This is a genomic window from Lentibacter algarum (genome assembly GCF_040580765.1).
In the GTDB taxonomy this organism is placed as follows: Bacteria; Pseudomonadota; Alphaproteobacteria; order Rhodobacterales; family Rhodobacteraceae; genus Lentibacter; species Lentibacter algarum.
Map to the genome: position 1 here is coordinate 566,527 of NZ_CP158687.1, position 22,156 is coordinate 588,682.

Annotated in this window: 22 protein-coding genes; 16 read left to right on the forward strand and 6 right to left on the reverse strand. The window is 56.3% G+C overall.

The features are described from left to right. Positions 1 to 17 precede the first annotated feature (17 nt). The 5 genes from pal (at position 18) to DSM117340_RS02830 (ending at position 5,387) form a co-directional block, all read left to right on the forward strand. The gene (gene pal / locus DSM117340_RS02810) at positions 18 to 524 is read left to right on the forward strand and encodes a peptidoglycan-associated lipoprotein Pal (protein ID WP_089887684.1); all 507 of its coding nucleotides are present in this window, start codon (positions 18 to 20) and stop codon (positions 522 to 524) included. A gap of 13 nt (positions 525 to 537) precedes the next feature. Then, positions 538 to 1,365, forward strand: a complete 828-nt coding sequence (gene ybgF, locus DSM117340_RS02815) for a tol-pal system protein YbgF (RefSeq protein WP_089887686.1) — start codon at positions 538 to 540, stop codon at positions 1,363 to 1,365. After that, a complete protein-coding gene (gene tilS, locus DSM117340_RS02820) occupies positions 1,362 to 2,555 on the forward strand; it encodes a tRNA lysidine(34) synthetase TilS (protein WP_177170609.1) in 1,194 nt (397 codons plus the stop codon). The genes ybgF and tilS overlap by 4 nt, the downstream gene beginning before the upstream one ends. 124 nt (positions 2,556 to 2,679) lie before the next feature. Beyond that, positions 2,680 to 4,608, forward strand: coding sequence for an ATP-dependent zinc metalloprotease FtsH (gene ftsH, locus DSM117340_RS02825; RefSeq protein ID WP_089887690.1), 1,929 nt, complete (start codon positions 2,680 to 2,682; stop codon positions 4,606 to 4,608). Further along, on the forward strand, positions 4,605 to 5,387 hold the full coding sequence (locus tag DSM117340_RS02830) for a methyltransferase domain-containing protein (protein WP_089887691.1): 783 nt from the start codon (positions 4,605 to 4,607) through the stop codon (positions 5,385 to 5,387). Before ftsH ends, DSM117340_RS02830 begins: the two co-directional genes overlap by 4 nt. Positions 5,388 to 5,395: 8 nt before the next feature. On the opposite strand, the gene DSM117340_RS02835 is transcribed toward DSM117340_RS02830, so the two are convergent. The 3 genes from DSM117340_RS02835 to gloB form a co-directional block, all read right to left on the reverse strand. Continuing rightward, positions 5,396 to 6,274 carry a M23 family metallopeptidase gene (locus tag DSM117340_RS02835; protein ID WP_245724342.1) on the reverse strand — a complete coding sequence of 293 codons (879 nt, stop codon included), beginning with the start codon at positions 6,272 to 6,274 and terminating at the stop codon, positions 5,396 to 5,398. Between the two features lie 99 nt (positions 6,275 to 6,373). Next, positions 6,374 to 8,695, reverse strand: coding sequence for an ATP-dependent Clp protease ATP-binding subunit ClpA (gene clpA, locus DSM117340_RS02840; RefSeq protein WP_089887695.1), 2,322 nt, complete (start codon positions 8,693 to 8,695; stop codon positions 6,374 to 6,376). Between the two features lie 156 nt (positions 8,696 to 8,851). Next, positions 8,852 to 9,574 carry a hydroxyacylglutathione hydrolase gene (gloB, locus tag DSM117340_RS02845; RefSeq protein ID WP_089888925.1) on the reverse strand — a complete coding sequence of 241 codons (723 nt, stop codon included), beginning with the start codon at positions 9,572 to 9,574 and terminating at the stop codon, positions 8,852 to 8,854. A gap of 61 nt (positions 9,575 to 9,635) precedes the next feature. Between gloB and DSM117340_RS02850 the strand changes: the two genes are divergently transcribed. The 7 genes from DSM117340_RS02850 (at position 9,636) to DSM117340_RS02880 (ending at position 15,988) form a co-directional block, all read left to right on the forward strand. Next, entirely contained in the window at positions 9,636 to 10,376 is a 741-nt protein-coding gene (locus tag DSM117340_RS02850; protein WP_089887696.1) for a class I SAM-dependent methyltransferase, read from the forward strand. A gap of 303 nt (positions 10,377 to 10,679) precedes the next feature. After that, positions 10,680 to 11,240: a F0F1 ATP synthase subunit delta gene (locus DSM117340_RS02855; RefSeq protein WP_089887698.1), complete on the forward strand. Its 561-nt coding sequence runs from the start codon at positions 10,680 to 10,682 to the stop codon at positions 11,238 to 11,240. Further along, positions 11,241 to 12,779 carry a F0F1 ATP synthase subunit alpha gene (gene atpA / locus DSM117340_RS02860; protein ID WP_089887699.1) on the forward strand — a complete coding sequence of 513 codons (1,539 nt, stop codon included), beginning with the start codon at positions 11,241 to 11,243 and terminating at the stop codon, positions 12,777 to 12,779. A gap of 15 nt (positions 12,780 to 12,794) precedes the next feature. Further along, entirely contained in the window at positions 12,795 to 13,676 is an 882-nt protein-coding gene (locus DSM117340_RS02865; protein WP_089887701.1) for a F0F1 ATP synthase subunit gamma, read from the forward strand. Positions 13,677 to 13,693: 17 nt separating this feature from the next. Continuing rightward, on the forward strand, positions 13,694 to 15,118 hold the full coding sequence (gene atpD, locus DSM117340_RS02870) for a F0F1 ATP synthase subunit beta (RefSeq protein ID WP_089887703.1): 1,425 nt from the start codon (positions 13,694 to 13,696) through the stop codon (positions 15,116 to 15,118). A gap of 11 nt (positions 15,119 to 15,129) precedes the next feature. Then, positions 15,130 to 15,525, forward strand: a complete 396-nt coding sequence (locus DSM117340_RS02875; RefSeq protein WP_089887704.1) for a F0F1 ATP synthase subunit epsilon — start codon at positions 15,130 to 15,132, stop codon at positions 15,523 to 15,525. 115 nt (positions 15,526 to 15,640) lie between these two features. Further along, on the forward strand, positions 15,641 to 15,988 hold the full coding sequence (locus DSM117340_RS02880; RefSeq protein ID WP_089887706.1) for an H-type lectin domain-containing protein: 348 nt from the start codon (positions 15,641 to 15,643) through the stop codon (positions 15,986 to 15,988). Positions 15,989 to 16,030: 42 nt separating this feature from the next. Here DSM117340_RS02880 and DSM117340_RS02885 read toward each other — a convergent pair whose 3' ends face one another. Next, on the reverse strand, positions 16,031 to 17,041 hold the full coding sequence (locus tag DSM117340_RS02885) for a ribose-phosphate pyrophosphokinase (protein ID WP_089887707.1): 1,011 nt from the start codon (positions 17,039 to 17,041) through the stop codon (positions 16,031 to 16,033). Between the two features lie 135 nt (positions 17,042 to 17,176). Here DSM117340_RS02885 and DSM117340_RS02890 point away from each other — a divergent pair, with 135 nt between their 5' ends. Together DSM117340_RS02890 and DSM117340_RS02895 are read left to right on the forward strand one after the other, a co-directional pair. After that, a complete protein-coding gene (locus DSM117340_RS02890; RefSeq protein ID WP_089887709.1) occupies positions 17,177 to 17,779 on the forward strand; it encodes a 2-hydroxychromene-2-carboxylate isomerase in 603 nt (200 codons plus the stop codon). Next, positions 17,776 to 18,573 carry an alpha/beta hydrolase gene (locus DSM117340_RS02895; RefSeq protein ID WP_245724343.1) on the forward strand — a complete coding sequence of 266 codons (798 nt, stop codon included), beginning with the start codon at positions 17,776 to 17,778 and terminating at the stop codon, positions 18,571 to 18,573. Before DSM117340_RS02890 ends, DSM117340_RS02895 begins: the two co-directional genes overlap by 4 nt. Here the strand turns inward: DSM117340_RS02895 and DSM117340_RS02900 are convergent. Both DSM117340_RS02900 and DSM117340_RS02905 read right to left on the reverse strand, forming a co-directional pair. After that, positions 18,570 to 19,754: a lytic murein transglycosylase gene (locus DSM117340_RS02900; protein ID WP_089887710.1), complete on the reverse strand. Its 1,185-nt coding sequence runs from the start codon at positions 19,752 to 19,754 to the stop codon at positions 18,570 to 18,572. The two genes, DSM117340_RS02895 and DSM117340_RS02900, sit on opposite strands and share 4 nt — an antisense overlap. Positions 19,755 to 19,784: 30 nt before the next feature. Then, positions 19,785 to 20,393 carry a TlpA disulfide reductase family protein gene (locus tag DSM117340_RS02905; protein WP_089887712.1) on the reverse strand — a complete coding sequence of 203 codons (609 nt, stop codon included), beginning with the start codon at positions 20,391 to 20,393 and terminating at the stop codon, positions 19,785 to 19,787. Between the two features lie 21 nt (positions 20,394 to 20,414). On the opposite strand from DSM117340_RS02905, the gene argH reads away from it, so the two are divergent. Both argH and DSM117340_RS02915 read left to right on the forward strand, forming a co-directional pair. Continuing rightward, the gene (gene argH, locus DSM117340_RS02910) at positions 20,415 to 21,806 is read left to right on the forward strand and encodes an argininosuccinate lyase (RefSeq protein WP_089887713.1); all 1,392 of its coding nucleotides are present in this window, start codon (positions 20,415 to 20,417) and stop codon (positions 21,804 to 21,806) included. Continuing rightward, positions 21,803 to 22,108 carry a DUF2834 domain-containing protein gene (locus tag DSM117340_RS02915; protein ID WP_089887714.1) on the forward strand — a complete coding sequence of 102 codons (306 nt, stop codon included), beginning with the start codon at positions 21,803 to 21,805 and terminating at the stop codon, positions 22,106 to 22,108. Before argH ends, DSM117340_RS02915 begins: the two co-directional genes overlap by 4 nt. The last annotated feature ends 48 nt before the right edge of the window (positions 22,109 to 22,156 follow it).

Consider the following 22,156-nt stretch of genomic DNA (forward strand, 5'->3'; position numbering starts at 1 on the left):
AACACGAGGCTAAGAGCATGAAACTCAAACTGATTACACTTGTTATCCCCGCGGTTCTCGCCCTTTCGGCCTGTACCAACCCCAACCGTTTTGACAATGGTGCTGGCGGGGCGGGCACGTTTTCGTCTGTGACGCCGGGTTCTGCACAAGACCCGCAGTCACCACTTTATTTCCAAGAAACGATCGGCGACCGCGTCCTTTTTGATGTCGACCAATCCAGCCTGAATGACGAAGCGCGCCGCGTTCTGGACGGGCAGGCCTCATGGCTGACGACCAATGCTGATTATGCTGTTGTCATTGAAGGCCATGCTGATGAGCAGGGCACACGCGAGTACAACCTCGCGCTGGGCGCACGCCGAGCCAATGCTGTCAAAGAGTATCTTCTGGCCAAGGGCATGCCGTCTAGCCGCCTTAAGACAGTCAGCTATGGCAAGGAGCGCCCGCTTGAAATCTGTTCACAGGAAGCGTGTTATGCCAAAAATCGCCGCGCTGTGACTATTCTTTCAAGCGGCTTGAGCAGCTAAGAAGGATTTCTCTATGCGCCGTTTTTTCTTCGTTCTCTGTGCTATTTCTCTGAGTGTGGGCGTGGCCCATGCTCAGGATAGCGAAACGCTGGCGGATATTCGGCAGGAACTGACGGTGCTTAGTGTGGAGATGCAAAAGCTGACACGCGAGCTTTCGACAACCGGTACAATGGGAACGGCTACTGTGAGTGGGTCTGTGCTCGAGCGTGTAGATGCTATTGAGAACGAGCTGCGCCGCCTGACCGCGCGTACAGAAGAGCTCAGCTTGCGTGTCGAGGCGGTTGCGCAAGATGGGACACGGCGGGTTGCTGATCTTGAGTTCCGCCTTGTGGAGCTTGAGGGCGGCGACGTGAGCACGCTCGGCCAGACCAGCACTTTGGGTGGGGATCTGCCCGAAGGCCAAGTGGCTGTAGCATCTCCGATAGCTTCACCAAGCAGCGAGCCTACCGCGGAATTGGCTGTGGGAGAAGCAGCCGATTTTGCGGCGGCGCGAAAAGCGCTAGAGGCGGGAGAGTTTGCTGATGCGGCAGCGCGCCTCAAGTCATTTAATGAGACATACCCCGGCTCGCCCGTGGCGACCAAAGCGGCTTTGGCCTATGGCGCGGCTCTTGAAGGCCAAGGCGACATGACAGGCGCTTCGCGGGCTTATCTGGATGCGTTTCGCCGCGAGCCGACGGGCGAGGATGCGCCAGAAGCCCTTTATCGACTTGGCAACGGGTTGGGGCGTCTCGGTCAGACAGCTGAGGCCTGCAAGACGCTTGCGGAAGTCTCTGTGCGCTTTCCGGGCGGGGAGCCTGCCAGCAAGGCCGAGGCCGAACGCAGCAGACTTGGCTGTTCGTGACACTTATTGCGCGGTTTGAGACGGCTCTTGAAGGCGCGACGCGGCCCTTGGGGCTTGCGGTGTCTGGGGGTAGTGACTCCCTAGCGCTTTTACATTTGGCTGCAGAAGCGGGCGTTGGCCCGCTTTTTTGCGCGACTGTCAATCATGGCTTGAGGCCTGAGGCGGCGGCTGAATGTGCACTTGTGGCGGATGCCTGCTCGAAACTTGATGTTGTACATGAGATTTTGGACTGGCGCTGGAGCGGGGCAGGCAACCTTCAGGCCGAGGCTCGCGCAGGGCGCTATGGCGCCCTAACAGACTGGGCCAAACGGCGGGGTCTTGGCACTGTGCTTGTTGGCCATACGCAAGACGATGTGGCAGAGACGTTTTTGATGCGTATTGCGCGCGGTTCTGGCCTTAAAGGACTCGCGCAGATGCAGGGACAGTGGCAGGCAGAAGGGCTTGGTTGGGCGCGTCCGTTGCTTTCGATGTCGCGAGCCGAACTGCGAGACTATCTACGGGCTGCGGGGCAGAGCTGGGCCGAAGATGCTTCCAATGCTGATCCGTCTTATGACCGCGTGAAGATGCGGCAGGTGTTGGCAGACGTTGGGCTGCCAACGGCTCGGATCGCGGAGACAGCGGCACGGCTGGCGCAGGCCGATGCGGCGCTTGAGGCGATGACTGCCAATGCGGCGGAACAGGTGGCGAAGCTACAGGGGCGCAATATTGTGATTGATGGAGCCGCTCTTGCGGCGCTGCCTGAGGAAATCACGCAGCGCTTGATGAGCGCTTGGACGGCGTGGCAAGGGCGGAGCGTTTATCCGCCACGCCGAGGGGCTTTGGCCAGCGCTGTGGCGCACGCGCTTGCAGGCAAGCAAACGACATTAAATGGCTGCGTGCTTGTGGCGCATAAAGGCCGTGTGATCGTGGCGCGCGAAGCGGCGGCTGTGACTGGGCTTAAGTCAGTTGGTGACAGTTGGGACGAGCTAACGCTCTTAGGGCATGGGCCTAAAGATCTGGAAATCCGCGCTTTGGGAGCCGAAGGGCTTGCCGCCGTTAAGGACTGGCGGGCGCAAGGCTTGCCGCGCGAGGCGCTTTTGGCGACACCTTCCCTCTGGCAGGGCGCGCGGCTTTTCGCCGCCCCATCCTTGGCGTTTGGCGACGCATTTAAACTAAATTTTAAGGTTCCCCCGCCCTATTTAGGAAAATGACGGGGCGTTGCAGCACCTTTTGCTGATCTTAATCGGCTTCTGCCGTTGAAGATGTTGCGTTGATCTCTATTTTAGTCTGTAACACGACGAAACACATGCGCCACCTCATTTGGGAGAGCTTTTCTTGGGCAATACACGAAACATCGCTTTTTGGGTCATCCTCTTTGTTATGATCCTTATGCTGTTCAATCTCTTCAGCGGGTCCAACACGGCGCAGCCGAGCTCTGCTCGCTCCTATTCGGAGTTTGTGCAGGCGGTGCAGGACGGTGCTGTGCAAGAGGCGACGATTGACGGGGAGAACGTGCGCTTTGTTGGGTCGGACAATAAAGTCTACGCAACGGTCAAGCCCGAGGACGCCGCTGTGACTGACCTTTTGATCGAGAATAACGTTCCTCTGACGGCCAAGCCGCAGCAGACTTCTGGCTTCCAGTCATTTCTTCTGAGCTTGCTGCCCTTCCTGCTTTTGATCGGTGTGTGGATTTACTTCATGAACCGTATGCAAGGCGGTGGCAAAGGCGGCGCGATGGGTTTTGGGAAATCCAAGGCCAAAATGCTGACTGAAAAGTCTGGCCGTGTGACATTTGACGATGTGGCTGGTATTGACGAAGCCAAGGAAGAGCTTGAAGAGATTGTCGAGTTTTTGCGGAACCCGCAGAAGTTCTCGCGTTTGGGCGGCAAAATCCCTAAAGGTGCTTTGCTTGTTGGCCCTCCCGGCACGGGTAAGACGCTTTTGGCGCGCGCGATTGCAGGCGAAGCGGGCGTTCCGTTTTTTACCATTTCAGGCTCTGACTTTGTTGAGATGTTTGTCGGCGTCGGCGCGAGCCGCGTTCGAGACATGTTTGACCAAGCCAAAAAGAACGCTCCCTGTATTGTGTTTATTGATGAGATCGACGCCGTTGGCCGCCACCGTGGTGCTGGCTATGGCGGCGGCAACGATGAGCGCGAGCAGACGCTCAACCAGCTCCTTGTTGAGATGGACGGGTTTGAAGCCAATGAAGGTGTTATCATCTTGGCTGCGACAAACCGCAAAGATGTGCTTGATCCAGCGCTGCTGCGTCCTGGTCGTTTTGACCGCAACGTAACTGTGCCTAACCCAGACATTAAAGGTCGTGAGAAAATTCTTGGTGTCCATGCGCGCAAAAGCCCGCTTGGCCCAGATGTCGACCTGCGCATTATCGCGCGTGGGACGCCTGGCTTTTCGGGTGCGGACCTTGCCAATCTTGTGAACGAAGCTGCGCTCATGGCGGCCCGTGTCGGGCGCCGCTTTGTCGCTATGGCTGACTTTGAGCAGGCGAAAGACAAAATTATGATGGGTGCTGAGCGCCGCTCCATGGTTATGACGCCTGCGCAGAAGGAAATGACTGCCTATCATGAAGCGGGCCACGCCATTGTCGGTATGACGCTGCCAAAATGTGACCCAGTTTACAAAGCGACGATTATTCCACGCGGCCAAGCGCTCGGAATGGTGATGAGCTTGCCAGAAATGGACCAGCTGAATTACTTCAAGGATGAATTGACCCAGAAAATCGCCATGACCATGGCGGGCAAAGCTGCAGAGATCATTAAGTACGGTGAGGATGCAGTGAGCAACGGCCCGTCAGGCGACATTATGCAAGCCAGTGCTTTGGCGCGGGCGATGGTGATGCGCTGGGGCATGTCTGACAAGGTCGGCAATATCGACTACCAAGAAGCAGCCGAAGCTTTCCGCGGCGGTGGCGGCGCGGGCGGGTTCTCTATTTCAGCGCATACCAAAGAGCTGATCGAGGAAGAGGTTAAGCGCATCATCGACCAAGGCTATGAAGACGCACATAAGATCATCATGGACAATAAGGCCGGATGGGAAAGTCTTGCGGAAGGCCTGCTTGAGTATGAAACGCTGACTGGCGCGGAGATTGAGCGGGTGATGCGCGGCGAGCCGCCACATAAGGGCGACGACGAGGAGGATGAACCGACGGATAAAGGCTCTGTCACGGCGATCCCAAAGACCAAGCCTCGCGCCAAGGCCAAGCCCAAAGCCAGCGATGGCGACATGGAACCTGAGCCCACCGCATGAGTGCATCAGCGCAAAAACGAGACTGGAATCCCGAGGCCTATTCAAGGTTTCGGGATTTGCGTTTGCGCCCTGCGCTAGATTTGCTTCTGGCTGTTCGGTCTGTCGGCGGGGGAGATGTGATTGACCTCGGCTGCGGCAATGGAGCGATGGGCCCCCGATTGAAAGAGCGCTTTCTGGGCCATTCTGTTGTGGGCGTAGACGCGTCGCCTGCGATGCTCGCACAGGCCGAAGAGACAGGGACTTACGGACGACTGGATGAAGCGGATATAGCCAGCTGGAGCGCGCAAGGCGCAGGGCTGATTTACTCAAACGCTGCCCTTCATTGGCTGAAGGGACATGAAGAGTTGATGCCGCGCCTTGCGGGGATGCTGGGCAAGGGCGGGACACTTGCCGTTCAGATGCCCCATCAAAACAATGCGCCCTCGCATCGTGTCTGGGGCAGTTTGGCGGAAGAATTTTTCCCGCAACGGGTCGACTTTGAGGCGGGGCCTTCTGTGCTATTACCGAGCCAGTACCATGCGATGCTTTCCAAACTTGGGGACGTGTCGATCTGGGAAACGGAGTATTACCAGCGGCTTGGAGCGGACGAGGCAGGCCATCCTGTGCGCCGCTTTACTGAGAGCACCTATGCGCGCCCTATTCTGGAGGTGCTTGATGCGGAAGAGCAAGCGATGCTTGTGCAGCGGTATGAGCAGGTGATGGAGAAAGCCTACCCGCGCGCAGAGGACGGCACTGTTCTGTTTCCTTTCCGACGAATGTTTTTCACACTGACAGTATAAGGCAGCCTTTAGGGCGCTATCTGGAGGCTGATCGCTTCTGTGCCGATGATCTTGCCTTTGCGGGTGAGTGTGGCGAGGCCCTGATAGGCGCCAATTGGCCAGCTTTCAGTGCGCAGGCGCTTGCCAGCAGCGCGAAAGCTCAGGGCTTGGGTCTTTTCGAGCGTGGTGTCGTGCTCAAATGAGAACCCTTCAGGACCGCTGATGACAAGGCGTAGGCTGTCGCCACTCCGAGTTCCAAACATATAGGCCCAAAGGACAAGCGCACCCGCATCGCGCGAGAGCGAGGCCTTATGGGCTGTGCCAGCTTTGATGTTGTCAAATTCGGGAACTGTGCTCGCAAAGCCAAGGCCAATGAGCCCGCCTGCCACATAGGCGGGCGTCTCGGCCCAGAGGGTCTGATCTGCGGCGCCGCAGGTGGCTGTGTCCTCGGGATCAAACGGGTCAATCACCCTCTCGCCTTGGCGCACAGTAAAGTGCAAATGGGGAAACTCGCTGCGTCCCGATAAGCCGACCTGACCGAGTGGATCGCCTACTTTAACCGTCTGACCTTTGCTGACCGTGATCGAGCCGAGCTTCATATGACAATACTGGCTCACCCAACCATCGCCATGATCAATTACCAATCCGTTGCCACACTCGCGACCTGCAATCATCGCTTCGGTCGCTGAGCTGAGGCCGGTGTCTGGCATCTCGTCACGTGTCCCGCGTACCACGCCATCGGCTGCGGCTGTCACTGTTACGCCTGTCGCCATTTGTGCGCGGTTGAGCAGGGCGAAGTCTGTACCTTTGTGGCCGTCATAGCTGAGCGGTCCACAGGCGAAGTCTGACACGCGACCTTCGGCAGGGAGAGTGTCGACAAAGTTCTGGATGTAGCAAGTCTCACCCAAGCTGCAGTCTAAAGGGAGGGCAAAGAGGGGGGCCTCAGCCAACGCTGGGCTAGCAAAAAGGGCGGCAAGGCCCAGAAGAGAGCCTCGCCGCCACATGATCTATTCAGCCGTCAAAAGAGGTGGCTTTGTTCCCGAGAGGCGGGGCTTGTCGGGGCCTTCGATGCGCAAATCAAGCTTGCCGTCTTTTACGCCGACTTTGACCACGCCGCCTTTGGCCAGAGTGCCAAAGAGTAGTTCTTCAGCAAGTGGCTTCTTGATGTGCTCTTGAATGACGCGGGCAAGGGGGCGTGCACCCATCTTGTCATCATAGCCTTTATCGCCGAGCCATTCGGCAGCAGCATTGGTCAGTTCAAATGTCACATTGCGGTCCATGAGCTGGGCTTCCAGCTGAAGCACGAACTTCTCAACCACTTTGGAGATGACGGTCTTGCTGAGCGGTGCAAAGCTGATCACGGCGTCAAGACGGTTGCGGAACTCAGGTGTAAAGGTGCGCTCGATGGCGGCGGTGTCTTCTCCTGTGCGGCGGTCACGGCCAAAGCCAACAGCTTCCTTCGCTTGCTCCGACGCGCCTGCGTTTGATGTCATGATCAAGACAACATTGCGGAAGCTCACGGTGCGGCCGTTGTGGTCTGTTAGCTCGCCGTTGTCCATCACCTGCAAGAGGATGTTGTAGACATCGGGGTGGGCCTTTTCCATTTCGTCAAGCAGCAGCACACAGTGCGGGTGCTGATCGACACCGTCTGTGAGCAAGCCGCCCTGGTCAAAACCAACATAGCCGGGAGGGGCGCCGATAAGGCGGGAGACCGCATGTTTCTCCATATACTCGGACATATCAAAGCGCAGAAGCTCGACGCCCAGGACATCAGCGAGCTGTTTGGCCACTTCGGTTTTGCCGACACCTGTTGGCCCTGCGAAGAGATAGTTGCCGATGGGTTTCTCAGGCTCTCGCAAACCTGCTCGGGAAAGTTTGATCGCTGAGGAGAGCGCGTCGATCGCCTCATCTTGGCCGAAGACCACGCGTTTGAGAGACTTCTCGAGGTCTTTAAGCACAGCGCCGTCGTCTTTGGAGACGTTCTTCGGCGGAATGCGTGCAATTTTGGCGACCACGGCCTCAACTTCTTTTGTGCCGATTGTCTTGCGACGTTTGGCTGATTTGAGGAGGTGCTGGGCGGCGCCCGCTTCGTCGATCACGTCAATTGCGCTGTCAGGGAGCTTGCGGTCGTTGATGTAGCGTGCAGCAAGTTCCACAGAGGTTTTGATCGCGTCGTTGGTGTATTTGACGCCATGGTGCTCCTCGAAATAGGGCTTGATGCCACGTAGAATTTTGATGGCGTCTTCCACGGAGGGTTCGTTTACGTCGATCTTTTGGAAGCGGCGTGAGAGGGCGCGATCTTTCTCAAAATGTTGGCGGAACTCTTTATAAGTTGTGGAGCCCATGGTGCGCAGCTTGCCGCCTGCGAGGGCGGGCTTGAGCAGGTTGGAGGCGTCCATTGCACCGCCTGAAGTTGCACCTGCGCCGATGACTGTGTGAATTTCGTCGATGAAGAGCACAGCGTCGTCATGGTCCTCGAGCTCTTTTACAACGGCTTTCAGACGCTCCTCAAAATCACCTCGGTACCGAGTGCCTGCGAGGAGCGCGCCCATGTCGAGCGAGTAGATTGTGGTCTTTGACAAAATCTCGGGCGTTTCGCCATTGACGATCTGGTTGGCGAGGCCTTCGGCGATCGCCGTTTTGCCAACGCCGGGATCGCCGACAAGAAGCGGGTTGTTCTTGCGGCGGCGGCAAAGCACCTGAATGCAGCGCTCGACTTCGCTGTCGCGGCCGATGAGCGGATCAATCTCGCCTTTGCGCGCCTTTGCGTTGAGGTCGACGCAGTATTTGCTGAGCGCGCTTTCGTCTTCTGGTTTGGCATCAGGCGAAGCGTCTTGGCGCTCCTCTTCTTCTGCACCAGTGAGTGGACGAGCTTCTCCAAACGCAGGGTCTTTGGCAACTCCGTGGGCGATAAAGTTGACCGCGTCATAGCGTGTCATGTCTTGTTCTTGCAGGAAGTAGGCGGCATTGCTTTCGCGTTCCGCAAAAATCGCGACGAGGACGTTTGCGCCTGTCACTTCATTGCGGCCTGAGCTTTGGACATGAATGGCCGCGCGCTGGATCACACGCTGGAAGGCGGCTGTCGGAACGGCCTCGGATCCTTCGATGTCGGTAATCAGGTTGGCGAGATCTTCCTCGACAAATTCGACAAGACTCTGACGCAGCTCGTCGGTGTTCACTGAGCAGGCTTGAAGGACGCGGTAGGCGTCCGGCTCATCGAGAAGGGCGAGGAGCAGATGCTCTAGTGTGGCGAACTCATGACGTTTGCTGTTGGCTGTGGCCAAAGCTGCGTGGATTGCTTGCTCGAGTGTGTTCGAAAATGATGGCACTGCTCTCGTGCTCCTTTTGAGTTGGTTCACCGACGTGTCTGGGCCCTTGATGAGAACCTTCGCGCTCTTAAGTTAAAGTTTGGTCGATATGACGCTGGCTTCAAGGCTTTTCTGGAAAAAAGGCACTATATTTCGTGTCACGAAGCGGTGATCGGCCTAAAATACGTCTTTTTGGGCCCGCAAGGCAGCGAATGACTTAGCGTCAGTCGCGAGCATGAAGGGATTGGTCGCTTTTTCCAACGCGAGTGTTGATGGCACAGTAAACTGGTCAGCACGGCGAAGCCGGTCTGTTTCGGCGCTGCGGCTGGCGATGGCGGGAACGTCTGGCATGACCGATGCTGCGAAGCGGGCGTTTGAGGATGTGTATTCGTGGCCTGAACAGACAAGAGTGTCGTCGGGTAGGGCCGCAAGCTTGGCGAGGCTATGATACATCTGGTCTGGCGTGCCTTCAAAAAGGCGGCCGCAACCAAAGGCCATTAGGCTATCGCCTGTAAAGACAAAGCCCGAGGCGGGAAAGTAAAATGCGATGTGGCCGATTGTGTGGCCTGAGACATCGAGGATATCAACCTCTTCGCCCAGAACGGTGATGCGCCCTCCTTCGGAGACCTCTTCCGTGAGAGGCGGCAGGCGGTGGGCATCGGCTTTGGCACCAATGACGCGGGGAGCAAGCGCTGTATTCAGACCGTCAAGCCCTTCAACGTGGTCCCAGTGATGATGGGTGAGCAAAATGGTTGTTAATGTAAGGTCCCGTGCTGCGAGCGCTGCATTGATCGGCGCGGCTTCGGGCGCATCAACGAGGGCGGCTTCGCCTGCCGCATTTACCAAAAGAAAGGCGTAGTTGTCAGACAGGCAGGGGATGGTGAGCAGCTCAAGGGGCATAGCATTTCCACGGATCATTGTTATGTTGACCTCAGAGTGACGGATACAGGCGGCGGCGTCCATGCATCTTGACGTGAAAGATCTGAGAAATTTCTACTACCGCAGCACCTTGGGCCGAGCGGCGCAAAAGGTGATCCGAGACCAGATGCTCACGCTCTGGCCAGAGGCCAAGGGGCAAACGGTTGTAGGTTTTGGTTTTGCTGCGCCCTTGTTGCGGCCGTATCTTGGGCAAGCGCGGCGAGTGAGTTGCCTTATGCCAGGACCACAGGGCGTAATGCCTTGGCCTGCGGGGCAGCCCAATGTGAGTGTTCTGTGCGAGGAGACCCATTGGCCGATCGAGACGGGGCATGTGGACAGGCTGGTTGTGATGCACGGGCTTGAGACCAGTGAGTGGCCCACACATGTTCTGGAAGAATGCTATCGGGTGCTTGGCCCCGGAGGGCGTGCGCTTTTTATCGTCCCCAACCGCGCTGGGCTTTGGAGCCGCAATGACCGCACGCCTTTTGGCTATGGCCGGCCCTTCACGATGGGCCAGCTCGATCAGCAGTTGAAGCTTTGGGGCTTTAAGACCGAGCATAGCCAGACTGCTCTTTACCAGCCGCCGAGTGAGAAACGCTTCTGGCGCAAGACGGCTGGCTTTTGGGAGAAACTTGGACACGGGTTGCCACTGATTGCAGGGGGAGGTGTGCTTATGGTTGAGGTGACAAAGCAGATTCCTGCGCCGACACGACCCGGGCTGAGCCAAAGGGTGCGCAAGCCCTCGTTTGTGCTTCAACCGATGCCTGAAGGGCTGCCTGCTTGAAGGTCGTTTCGAGGGATTCTGTTGTGATAGCGTTAACTTTCGTGGCCTGAATCATTAAAAACCCGACCGAATTGGTGATATTTGCATGCGCAAACGGTCGCAGTTTTGCTAAGGTTCTGAATTAATTGTATTTTATGGTATACTGAAAAATGCGCTAGCAGGTTGCCGCAAATGGAATGCTCTGCTACACCCGCCTCGATTTAGCAGCTTTGGGAAATCTCAGGGTAAAAACGCCCCCAAGTGAGCTATGTGCAAATTCGAGCGCATTGCGGATCACGGGGCCAAAAAATCGAAAGGGTTGACGTGTCCGAACCAGCTTCGATCTCTTCCGGCATTGCTGCACGCTATGCCACGGCCGTATTTGACCTGGCCAAGGAAACGAAAAAGCTCACAGCCGTTGAGGGTGACCTTAACAGCTTGGAAGGGGCGCTGACTGACAGCGCCGATTTTAACAATCTCATTATGAGTCCGGTTTATAGCCGTGACGAGCAGGGCGCTGCTGTTGCTGCGCTCGCTAAAAAAATGAAGCTTTCCCCAATGATGACAAATACGCTCAGCCTGATGGCTGCTAAGCGTCGTTTGTTTGTCTTGCCTCAGCTCGTACGCGCTCTGCGCGCTGCGATTGCGCAAGACAAGGGTGAAGTTTCGGCTGATGTGGTCAGTGCCAAGGCTCTGACGAAAGGCCAAGCAGACAAGCTTGCTAAGACGCTGAAAGAGCGCTTTGGGAAGACTGTAACTATCAATGCGACCGTTGATGAAACCCTCATCGGCGGTCTTGTCGTCAAGGTGGGCTCGAAAATGATCGATACGTCGATCCGCTCGAAGCTCAGCTCCCTCCAGAATGCAATGAAAGAGGTCGGATAAATGGGTATCCAAGCAGCAGAAATTTCTGCGATCCTGAAGGACCAGATCAAGAACTTTGGCAAAGAAGCCGAAGTTGCTGAAGTCGGTCAAGTTCTCAGCGTTGGCGATGGTATCGCCCGTGTTTATGGTCTGGACAACATCCAAGCCGGTGAGATGGTTGAATTCCCTGGTGGGATTATGGGCATGGCCCTCAACCTCGAAACCGATAACGTTGGTGTTGTTATTTTCGGTTCTGACCGTGACATCAAAGAAGGTGACACAGTCAAGCGCACGAAAGCGATCGTGGACGTTCCAGCCGGCCCCGAGCTTCTCGGTCGCGTGGTTGACGGCCTCGGCAACCCGATTGACGGCAAAGGCCCGATCAAAACTAAGCTGCGCGCGATTGCGGACAGCAAGGCACCTGGCATTATTCCACGTCAGTCTGTTCACGAGCCAATGGCGACAGGCCTCAAGTCTGTTGACGCGATGATCCCGATTGGCCGTGGCCAGCGCGAGCTCATCATTGGTGACCGTCAGACAGGTAAAACGGCTGTGGCGCTTGATGCGATCCTCAACCAGAAGTCTTACAACGAAGCAGCCGGCGACGACGACAGCAAGAAGCTGTACTGCGTCTATGTTGCGGTTGGCCAGAAGCGCTCGACTGTTGCGCAGCTGGTGAAACGGCTCGAAGAAAGCGGCGCGCTTGAGTATTCAATCGTTGTTGCTGCGACAGCGTCTGACCCTGCACCTTTGCAGTTCCTTGCGCCTTATGCTGCAACGGCAATGGCAGAATATTTCCGCGACAACGGCAAGCACGCTTTGATCATCTATGATGACCTTTCAAAGCAAGCTGTGTCTTATCGCCAGATGTCACTTCTTCTCCGTCGCCCACCAGGCCGCGAAGCTTATCCTGGTGACGTTTTCTATCTTCACTCACGTCTGCTTGAGCGCTCTTCAAAGCTCAACGCCGACCACGGCTCAGGCTCTTTGACAGCTCTGCCGATCATTGAAACTCAAGGTGGCGACGTTTCGGCGTTTATTCCAACCAACGTGATCTCGATCACCGACGGTCAGATCTTCCTTGAAACAGAACTGTTCTACCAAGGCATCCGCCCTGCTGTGAACACAGGTCTGTCAGTTTCTCGTGTTGGATCATCAGCGCAAACATCTGCGATGTCTTCTGTTGCTGGCCCTGTTAAGCTTTCTCTCGCGCAATACCGTGAGATGGCGGCCTTCGCCCAGTTCGGCTCAGACCTTGATGCGGCGACGCAACAGCTTCTGAACCGTGGTGCACGCCTCACAGAGCTTATGAAGCAGCCACAGTACTCACCGCTGTCGAACGCCGAGATCGTATGTGTTATCTTTGCAGGCACAAACGGCTACCTCGACAAAATCGCTGTGAAAGATGTTGCTCGCTACGAAGCAGGCCTACTCAAGCATCTGCACTCAAAGCACGCTGACATCATCGAGTGGATCACAAAAGACGATCCCAAGATCAAAGGCGAAGCCGCAGACCGTTTGAAAGCAGCGCTAGACACATTCGCCGCTGACTTCGCATAAGGGGGAGATAGGGCAATGCCAAATCTCAAGGACCTTAAAAATCGGATCGCGTCGGTCAAATCGACCCGCAAGATCACGAAGGCCATGCAAATGGTGGCCGCCGCAAAACTGCGGCGGGCACAGGAAGCTGCCGAAGCCTCACGGCCTTACACAGAACGCTTCAACGCTGTTCTGGGTGGGCTTGCGGCCTCTGTAGGGTCATCTGAGGGCGCACCAATCTTGCTGCGTGGCTCGGGCGACAACAAAGTGCACATGCTCGTCGTTATGACGTCCGAGCGTGGGCTTTGCGGCGGCTTCAACACCAACATCGTTAAGCTGGCAAAACAACACGCTCAGACGCTTCTGGCCGAAGGCAAAACCGTGAAAATCCTGACCGTGGGCAAAAAAGGCCGCGAGCAGATGAAGCGGGATTACCAAGCTCACATGGTTGCCCATGTGGATCTGAGCGAAGTGAAGAAAATTGGCTACGACAATGCCAAGGATGTTGCGACAGACCTTCTCAGCCGTTTTGACGCGGCAGAGTTTGATGTGGCGACAATCTTCTACAGCCAGTTCCAATCGGTGATCAGCCAGATCCCGACCGCACTGCAGGTTATTCCTGCCAGCTATGACGCCCCTGAGGGTGACGCGGCTGGCGCGAGTGCCGACTATGACTATGAGCCTGATCAGGACCAAATCCTGGCAGACCTCTTGCCACGCGGTGTAGCGACGCAAATTTTTGCGGCGCTGCTGGAGAACGGCGCAAGTGAACAAGGTGCGCGTATGTCTGCTATGGACAACGCAACCCGTAACGCTGGCGACATGATCGAAGATCTGACAATTGAGTATAACCGCTCACGTCAGGCTGTGATTACGAACGAGCTTATCGAGATTATCTCGGGCGCTGAGGCGCTCTAAGAAACCGGAGACGAAAAATGGCTAATGCAAAAGGCAAAATCACCCAGGTGATCGGCGCCGTTGTGGACGTGCAGTTTGAAGATACACTGCCCAAGATTCTCGACGCGCTTGAAACAGACAACAACGGCAAGCGCCTTGTTCTTGAGGTTGCTCAGCACCTCGGCGAGAACACAGTTCGCACAATTGCTATGGACGCAACAGAAGGCCTCGTGCGCGGCCAAGCAGTGACAGACCTCGGCGAGCCGATTTCTGTTCCTGTTGGTAAGGGCACATTGGGCCGGATCCTGAACGTGACAGGCGAGCCTGTTGACGAAAAGGGCCCAGTTGATGCGACCGAAACACGCTCAATCCATGGCGATGCGCCTGCGTTTGAAGAGCAGTCAACAGCGACTGAAATTCTGACAACAGGTATCAAGGTTATCGACCTTCTCGCGCCTTACACGAAGGGCGGCAAGATCGGCCTCTTCGGTGGTGCGGGTGTTGGTAAAACAGTTTTGATCATGGAACTGATCAACAATATCGCGAAAGTGCACTCAGGTGTATCTGTGTTCGCGGGCGTTGGTGAGCGGACACGTGAAGGTAACGACCTTTACCACGAGATGATCGAATCTGGCGTTATCGTTCCTGACAACCTCACAGAGTCAAAAATTGCTCTGGTTTACGGCCAGATGAACGAGCCTCCCGGTGCGCGTATGCGTGTTGCTCTGACGGGCCTTTCGCTCGCCGAGCAGTTCCGCGACGACTCTGGCTCAGACGTTCTGTTCTTTGTCGACAACATCTTCCGCTTCACACAAGCGGGCTCGGAAGTTTCGGCTCTCTTGGGTCGTATTCCTTCAGCGGTTGGCTACCAGCCAACACTGGCGACAGACATGGGCCAGATGCAAGAGCGCATTTCATCCACTAAAAATGGTTCGATTACATCGGTTCAGGCCGTATACGTTCCTGCGGATGACTTGACCGACCCTGCACCTGCGACATCCTTTGCTCACCTTGACGCGACAACGGTTCTTGACCGTGCGATCTCGGAAAAAGGCATCTACCCAGCGGTTGACCCACTTGGTTCAACATCACGCCTGCTCGATCCACAGATCATTGGTGAAGAGCACTATGGTGTGGCTATGGCTGTTCAGCAGATCCTTCAGCGCTACAAATCCCTGCAAGACATCATCGCGATTCTCGGCATGGACGAATTGAGCGAAGAAGACAAAATGACTGTTGCTCGCGCCCGTAAGATCGAGCGTTTCCTCAGCCAGCCATTCGACGTTGCCAAAGTCTTCACAGGCTCTGACGGTGTTCAGGTTCAGCTCGAAGAGACAATCGCATCGTTTAAAGCTGTTGTGGCTGGTGAATACGATCACCTTCCAGAAGGCGCCTTCTACATGGTTGGCGGCATCTCTGACGTGATCGCAAAAGCCGAGAAAATGGCAGCTGACGCTGCTTAAAGGAGGCATCAATGGCCGAGACAATGCAATTTGATCTGGTAAGCCCTGAGCGCAATCTTGCTTCTATGCAGGTTGCCTCGGTCCAGATCCCCGGTGCAGACGGGCAAATGACGGCAATGCCGAACCACGCGCCTGTGATCACCACGCTGCGTCCAGGTGTTCTGGCCGTGAGTGGCCCTGAAGGCGATGTGTCCTTCGCGGTCACAGGCGGCTTTGCCGAGATCAACCCAGAGGGGCTTTCTGTGCTCGCAGAGAAAGCTATTCCTTTGGCGGACGCCTCGGCGGCTGATCTGGAACCAATCGTTGCGGCTGCGAAAGCAGCAGCGGCCTCAGCGGCTCCTGAAAACCGCGACATGGCTGAGCTTCTGCTCGCAGACCTTGAAGAGCTTATGCAAAACATGGTCTGATATTGTGCAGTGCACGCAAAAAGTGATATGCCTCAGCCTGTAAAGGTTGGGGCATTTTTTTTGCCTGTGGGTTTTCAGTGCCAGATTTGATGTATCAGGAGCAGGCAGGCAGACGATGAAGAAACTGGGCGGCGCAATCGGAATTGCGCAGGGAAATGACGTAATTTTTGAGCATTTTCAGGACGGTGGCGAAATGTGGACGGGTAAGGGCAATCGCGAGATTGTAAAACCTGTGATATTTCGCGAAGCCTTTAGCGCTCCACCTAACGTACATTGTTCTCTAACGCTTTGGGACGTGGACAGCGACACCAACGTGCGCGCCGACATTGAAGCTGAAAACATCACCGATACAGGATTTGACCTTGTGTTTCGCACATGGGGCGACACAAAGATTGCGCGTATTCGGGCGGGATGGATGGCCATCGGGCCTGTCTCAAACGACGACGACTGGGAGCTCTACTGAGCCAAGCAGGGCAGGCGGGCCAGAGCCCGCCAGCGCGCTAAGTTAGAACATGCCTTCGTAGATCGGCTCAAGCATATCGGTATCAAAAAGAGAACTCACAGAGGTTCCGTTCCAGATATTGAGGATCGCTTGGGCAAACATTGGCGCTGTGGGCACAACGCGGATGTTTGGGGTCTTCTTGACAGCTTCTGTCGCGGCGATGGTATCGGTGATCACCAGTGATTTCATGACAGAATTGGTGATCCGCTCGCAGGCGGGGCCTGAGAGCACACCATGTGTGATATAAGCGTGGACTTCTGAGGCACCGTTTTCCATGAGGACTTCGGCGGCTTTGCAGAGCGTACCAGCTGTATCAACCATATCGTCGACGATAAAACATTTCTTGCCAGTTACATCACCGATTACCGTCATCTCGGCCACTTCGCCGGCTTTTTCGCGGCGTTTGTCGACGATTGAGAGAGGGGCGTTGATCCGCTTGGCCAGCTCACGCGCGCGTGCGACGCCGCCAACATCGGGTGAGACAACCATTATGTCGTCCAGATTGTCTTTGAACTGATGCTTGATATCAAGGGCGAAAATCGGTGAGGCGTAGAGGTTGTCTACGGGGATATCAAAGAAGCCCTGAATTTGAGCGGCGTGCAGGTCCATAGTCAGGACACGTTCAATGCCAGTTCCAACGAGCATGTTTGCCACGAGCTTGGCTGAAATCGGGGTGCGCGCTTTAGAACGACGGTCTTGGCGAGCATAGCCGAAATAGGGGATCACGGCTGTGATGCGTTGTGCTGAAGAGCGGCGCAGAGCGTCGGCCATGATCAACAATTCCATAAGATTGTCGTTGGCGGGATTTGAGGTGCTCTGGATAATGAACATGTCTTCGCCGCGCACGTTGTCATAGACTTCGACGAAAATTTCTCCGTCGTTGAACCGCTCTACGCGTGCTTCGACCAGCCCTTGGCTCACGCCACGATGCAGCGACATGCGCCGTGCAATGGCAGAGGACAAAGGCATGTTTGAATTGCCTGTGATGAGTTTTGGTTCTTTGGTGAGTGACATGTGGCGCGGCCTCTGGGCTTTGGGAATTCATGACAGAATCGTGACGTTGACACCGCTTAACATCTAACTCATGTCTGGCAAAGGTTGCACTTGGCCGCAAGGCTGCAAGCGCACATAAAAACGGAAGGCAACACGATGGCAACTATGAACTACTATTTTACCACGCTGAGCCCTTGGGCCTATCTCTCTGGCCTGCGTGCTGAAGAGATTGCTGCGAAGCATGGTCTGACTGTTGTATATAAACCGCTTGATATTATGGCACTTTTTTCTCGTACAGGCGGCACAGCACCAGCTGATAGACATCCAGCACGGATGGATTATCGCAATCAGGAGCTGCGCCGTCAGGTCAAAAAAGCGGGTCTTCCGATGACTTTCCCTAAGCCCGCGTTCTGGCCGACGAACCCAGCCCCCTCAAGCTATGCGATCATTGCAGCGCAAGAAGCAGGTGGTGGTGATCTTGGGAAACTGACCCATTCAATTCTGCGCGCCTGCTGGGCCGAAGAGAAAGACATCGGTGATGAAAGCGTCGTCCAAGACTGCCTTGAAGCGGCAGGGTTTGAGCGCGGTTTGACAACAAGCGGCATGCTCCTTGGCGCAGAAACTTATGCGCGCAACTTGGAAGAGGCTGTTGAAAAGGGCGTCTTTGGCGCGCCGTTTTATGTGCTGGACGACGGTGAGAAGTTCTGGGGTCAAGACCGCCTCGCCGATATGGACGCCTACCTCGCAGGCGATCTGTGAGCTTGGAAACGCGCGCGGGGTATCCTGTCTTCGCGCGCGACTTAGGCCATGGCGCGCGCGCAGGTCTGATGTTGCATTGTTCGTTGGCACATGGCGGCGCATGGCGGGGGCTTGCAAAGGCTTTTGAGACAGAGTTCACCTTTGCTGCGCCTGACTTTCTGAGCCATGGGCGCAGTGCTTTCTGGGATGGGCACGGGAGCTATCACGACGCCTGCACCGAGGTGGCGAAGAGCTTTCTCGGCGATGGGCCTGTTGATCTAATCGGGCATTCCTTTGGGGCGACGGTTGCCTTGCGGCTGGCTCTCGAGGCTCCTGCGCTTGTTCGCAGTCTTGTGTTGATTGAGCCTGTCTTTTTTGCGGTCGCATTGCAGGATGATCCTGAGTTTTTCAGCGGTGTGGAGGCTTTCAGAACGCTTTTGGCAGAGGAAGGACGCTATACTGCAACCAGAGAATTTCTCGGCGAATGGGGCGGTGGTTTGCCTTGGGATATGATGCCTAAAGACACCCAAGACGATATGGCCTCGCGCATTGAAGTAATCCCTGATGCGGCGCCCGCTTTGTATGGCGATACGGCTGGCATGCTTGTGGAAGGGCGTTTGCAGTCGCTCCAAATGCCTGTTCTTTTGGTTCGTGGTGATACCTCGCCCAATGTGATTAAGACTATCAACGCGGGGCTTGCGCGGCGCATTCCTGAGGCGCAATCAGCTGTGATTGCGGGGGCGGGGCATATGGCGCCGATATCTCATGCGAAAGATTGTGCTGGCGAGATGCGCCGTTTTTGGGCGCTGTCCTAGCCGAGAGACGCAAGCAACGCTTTGCTTGGAAGGCCTGTCACAGGAAACCCACGAGACTGCTCGTAGGCGCGGATGGCGGCGCGGCCTTTTTCGCCGATGACACCGTCTGGATTCCCCGCTGCAAAGCCACGATCATTGAGGCGTTGTTGTAGCGCTTGCCGTTCGCGGGTGCTCATTCCCCAGGGGTTTTGGGGAAAGCCCGAGCGGATCTTGCCGCGCCCTGCAAGGCGATCAGACAGATGCCCCACGCCGATGGCGTAGCTGTCGGCGTAGTTGTATTTTTTGATCACGTGGAAGTTGTTGTAGACCATGAAGACGGGGCCTTCTGGGCCGGCGGGCAGGATCAGCGCGCCATTGCCGTGATCGGCGAGCTTTCCGCTGCTTGCTGTTGTGACGCCAAGGCGTTGCCAGTCACGTGTCTTGCGCGGAAAGATACGACCAGTGAGGGCGAGATCAAACTCGCGTGGAAGCGTGACTTCTACAGCCCAAGGCTGGCCTTTCCGCCAGCCCTCGGCTTTGAGTAGTTGGGCTGTGGAGGCCAATGCATCCGTCGGATCATCGCCCCAGATGTTAGCATGACCTGTGCCGTCGAAGTCTTGGGCATGGCGTTGGTAGGTCGAGGGCATGAACTGGGTATGGCCCATCGCCCCTGCGAAGCTACCGCGCATTTCGGCGGGCGTGGCATGGCCCGCTTCAACGATCTGAAGCGCTGCGATCAGCTCAGCCTCGAATAGCTCTCGCCGGCGACCCTCAAAGGCAAGAGTTGAAAGCGTAGAAAAGACGGGTAGGTTGCCGCGAAAGCCGCCATAGGCGCTCTCCATGCCCCAGATCGCTGTGAGCACTTCTTTCTCAACGCCGTAGGTGCGTTCAATCTTGGAGAGCGTGTTGTTGTATTTTCTGAGCGCCTTCTGCCCGCCTGAAAGCCGTGCACCAGAGGCGGCGGAAGCGAGGTAATCTTGTAAGGGCTTAGCCACTTCGGCTTGACGGGAATCGTTTGCGACGACTTTTGGAAGGAACTCTGCGCCCTTTAGGCTTGCGTCCAGCGTGCGTTCGGAAAAACCGAGACGCGTGGCCTTACGGCGGAATTTTTTGAGCCATGTTTCAAAGCCTGTGCGCGCAAGTGCAGGGGAAGCAGCGAAAGCAAGAGATGTAATGATAACGGCGCGGCGCGTGAGAGACATTGTTGCGTTCCTTAAAAGGGGGCAGCGGGACTAGTCTTTGGCGGCTATGAGAGCCTTTAGGATATTTTTGGCACTGTCAGACGCCCAGTCGGCATCGCCAAGAAGGCGGGCGACTTCGGTCCCGTCACGTGCGATGAGAACTGTGGCAGGGAGGCCGAGGACGCCCATTTCGCGCGCCACTGCAGAATTAGCGTCTGTGTGCAGAGGCAAGTTGCTGATACCAATCTCGGCGAAGAAGCGCGCCATGGCCGCTGGGTCATTCTTGCCCGTTGCGATCGTGATGACTTCGAAATCACTGCCGCCGAGTTCGGTCTGAAGCTCCGAGAGCATGGGCATTTCTTTGCGACAAGGGGCGCACCAAGTCGCCCAGAAGTTCAGCAGAACGACTTTGCCTTTATGCGCGGCGAGTGTCGCTGTGTCTCCCGTCGCTGTTGCGTAGGGCGCGGTGGCCACGGCTTGGGGGCTTGGATGCACCACCAGTTTTTTCATGTCGCCTGTTTGAAGCGATTGGACCGCTGTTCGGGTGGCCTGACTGATGCCGCCTGTCACAGCATTTGTGGGTGCAAACGCGAAAAGCGCAGCGATGATTGCGATTGCGGCGAGGGCGGTATAAACCAGCTTGGAGCGAGACATTTTCATCCTTTCGAAGGCATAATACCCATGAGCAACGACACCTCGAACCAAATGTGGGGCGGCCGCTTTTCGGCTGGCGTAGACGCGATTATGGAGGCGATCAATGCCTCGATCGGGTTTGACCAGCGGATGGCTGCCGAGGACATTGCTGGCTCTCGGGCCCATGCTGCTATGTTGGCGGCCACGGGCATCGTCAGTGATAGCGATGCGGAGGCGATGAGGGAAGGGCTGCTCACGGTCTTGTCAGAGATTGAGGCCGGAACGTTTGAGTTTTCTACTCAGCTTGAGGACATTCATATGAATGTTGAAAGCCGTCTCAAGGCGCTGATTGGTGAGCCTGCGGGGCGTTTACACACTGGGCGCTCGCGCAACGACCAAGTGGCGACCGACTTCAAGCTTTGGGTGCGCGGGCAGATGGACGCTGCTATCGCAGGCATCCGGGCGCTCCAACTTGCTTTTTTAGGACAGGCTGAAGCGGGCGCCGACTGGGTTATGCCTGGGTTTACGCATTTGCAAACGGCCCAGCCCGTGACATGGGGGCATCATATGATGGCTTATGTCGAGATGCTGGGGCGCGATGCCTCGCGCTTTGAAGATGCACGCCGCCGTATGAACGAGAGCCCGTTGGGCGCGGCAGCTCTGGCAGGGACATCCTTTCCGATTGATCGTGAGATGACAGCGCGTGAGCTTGGCTTTGATCGGCCTGCATCGAATTCGCTCGATGCGGTGAGCGATCGTGACTTTGCGCTGGAGTTTTTGAGCTGCGCGAGTATCTGCGCAATGCACCTCAGCCGCTTTGCCGAAGAGCTTGTGATCTGGTCTTCCGCACAGTTTCGCTTTGTGCAGCTCAGCGACAGCTTCTCTACGGGCTCAAGCATTATGCCGCAGAAGAAGAACCCTGACGCTGCGGAGCTTATCCGCGCTAAAATCGGCCGTATCTTTGGGGCCAATGTGGCGCTGATGATGGTGATGAAGGGGCTGCCGTTGGCCTATTCAAAGGACATGCAAGAAGACAAGGAGCAAGTCTTTGATGCAGCCGACAACCTGATGCTGGCTCTGGCCGCTATGGAGGGCATGGTGCGTGATATGTCGGCCAACCGAGAGAGCCTTGCAGGAGCCGCGGGCAGCGGTTTTTCAACGGCGACGGACCTTGCAGACTGGTGTGTACGGGTGCTGAACATGCCGTTTCGCGATGCGCATCATGTCACGGGGAGCCTTGTCGCTATGGCCGAGGCCAAGGGCTGTGACTTGCCAGATCTTTCGCTGGAAGAAATGCAGAGCGTCAATGCAGCGATCACCGAAGATGTCTTTAGCGTGCTGACGGTAGAGGCCTCTGTCGCTTCGCGCACAAGCTATGGCGGCACAGCGCCCTCTGAAGTGCACAAACAAGTGGCGCGCTGGAAAGACGCGCTCGCATGAGCCGCCTCTGGCTTGTGCTCGCTCTTTGGGGGACGGTGCATCCGATGTATTATTTCCTGTCCTACATGTGGGCAGAAGGCGTTGGCCTCACGGGGTTATCACAAGCGTGGTATGTGAACGCGTCGACCACAGGGCTGACTTGGGATCTGATCATCGCTGCGCTGAGTCTCACGGTCTGGGTGATCTATGAGGCCCTGCAAAAGCGTGACTGGTTGAGGCTTGTCGCGATTCCTGCCACGTTTTGCATCGGAGTGAGCTGCGGCTTGCCACTCTATCTTTATTTGCGCGGGCGCAAGCAATAAGATCAGTCTTAGTTCAAATGGAGGTATGCTGTGGTTCGGTTCTTTAGT

Bases quoted from the DNA above. Each gene is read 5' to 3' on its own strand.
- DSM117340_RS02830 (WP_089887691.1), top strand. From the start codon at position 4,605: ATGAGTGCATCAGCGCAAAAACGAGACTGGAATCCCGAGGCCTATTCA.
- DSM117340_RS02915 (WP_089887714.1), top strand. From the start codon at position 21,803: ATGAGCCGCCTCTGGCTTGTGCTCGCTCTTTGGGGGACGGTGCATCCG.
- atpD (WP_089887703.1), top strand. From the start codon at position 13,694: ATGGCTAATGCAAAAGGCAAAATCACCCAGGTGATCGGCGCCGTTGTG.
- argH (WP_089887713.1), top strand. From the start codon at position 20,415: ATGAGCAACGACACCTCGAACCAAATGTGGGGCGGCCGCTTTTCGGCT.
- DSM117340_RS02885 (WP_089887707.1), bottom strand. From the start codon at position 17,041: ATGTCACTCACCAAAGAACCAAAACTCATCACAGGCAATTCAAACATG.
- atpA (WP_089887699.1), top strand. From the start codon at position 11,241: ATGGGTATCCAAGCAGCAGAAATTTCTGCGATCCTGAAGGACCAGATC.
- DSM117340_RS02850 (WP_089887696.1), top strand. From the start codon at position 9,636: ATGCATCTTGACGTGAAAGATCTGAGAAATTTCTACTACCGCAGCACC.
- gloB (WP_089888925.1), bottom strand. From the start codon at position 9,574: ATGCCCCTTGAGCTGCTCACCATCCCCTGCCTGTCTGACAACTACGCC.
- DSM117340_RS02865 (WP_089887701.1), top strand. From the start codon at position 12,795: ATGCCAAATCTCAAGGACCTTAAAAATCGGATCGCGTCGGTCAAATCG.
- DSM117340_RS02890 (WP_089887709.1), top strand. From the start codon at position 17,177: ATGGCAACTATGAACTACTATTTTACCACGCTGAGCCCTTGGGCCTAT.
- ybgF (WP_089887686.1), top strand. From the start codon at position 538: ATGCGCCGTTTTTTCTTCGTTCTCTGTGCTATTTCTCTGAGTGTGGGC.
- DSM117340_RS02880 (WP_089887706.1), top strand. From the start codon at position 15,641: ATGAAGAAACTGGGCGGCGCAATCGGAATTGCGCAGGGAAATGACGTA.
- DSM117340_RS02905 (WP_089887712.1), bottom strand. From the start codon at position 20,393: ATGAAAATGTCTCGCTCCAAGCTGGTTTATACCGCCCTCGCCGCAATC.
- pal (WP_089887684.1), top strand. From the start codon at position 18: ATGAAACTCAAACTGATTACACTTGTTATCCCCGCGGTTCTCGCCCTT.
- DSM117340_RS02875 (WP_089887704.1), top strand. From the start codon at position 15,130: ATGGCCGAGACAATGCAATTTGATCTGGTAAGCCCTGAGCGCAATCTT.
- DSM117340_RS02900 (WP_089887710.1), bottom strand. From the start codon at position 19,754: ATGTCTCTCACGCGCCGCGCCGTTATCATTACATCTCTTGCTTTCGCT.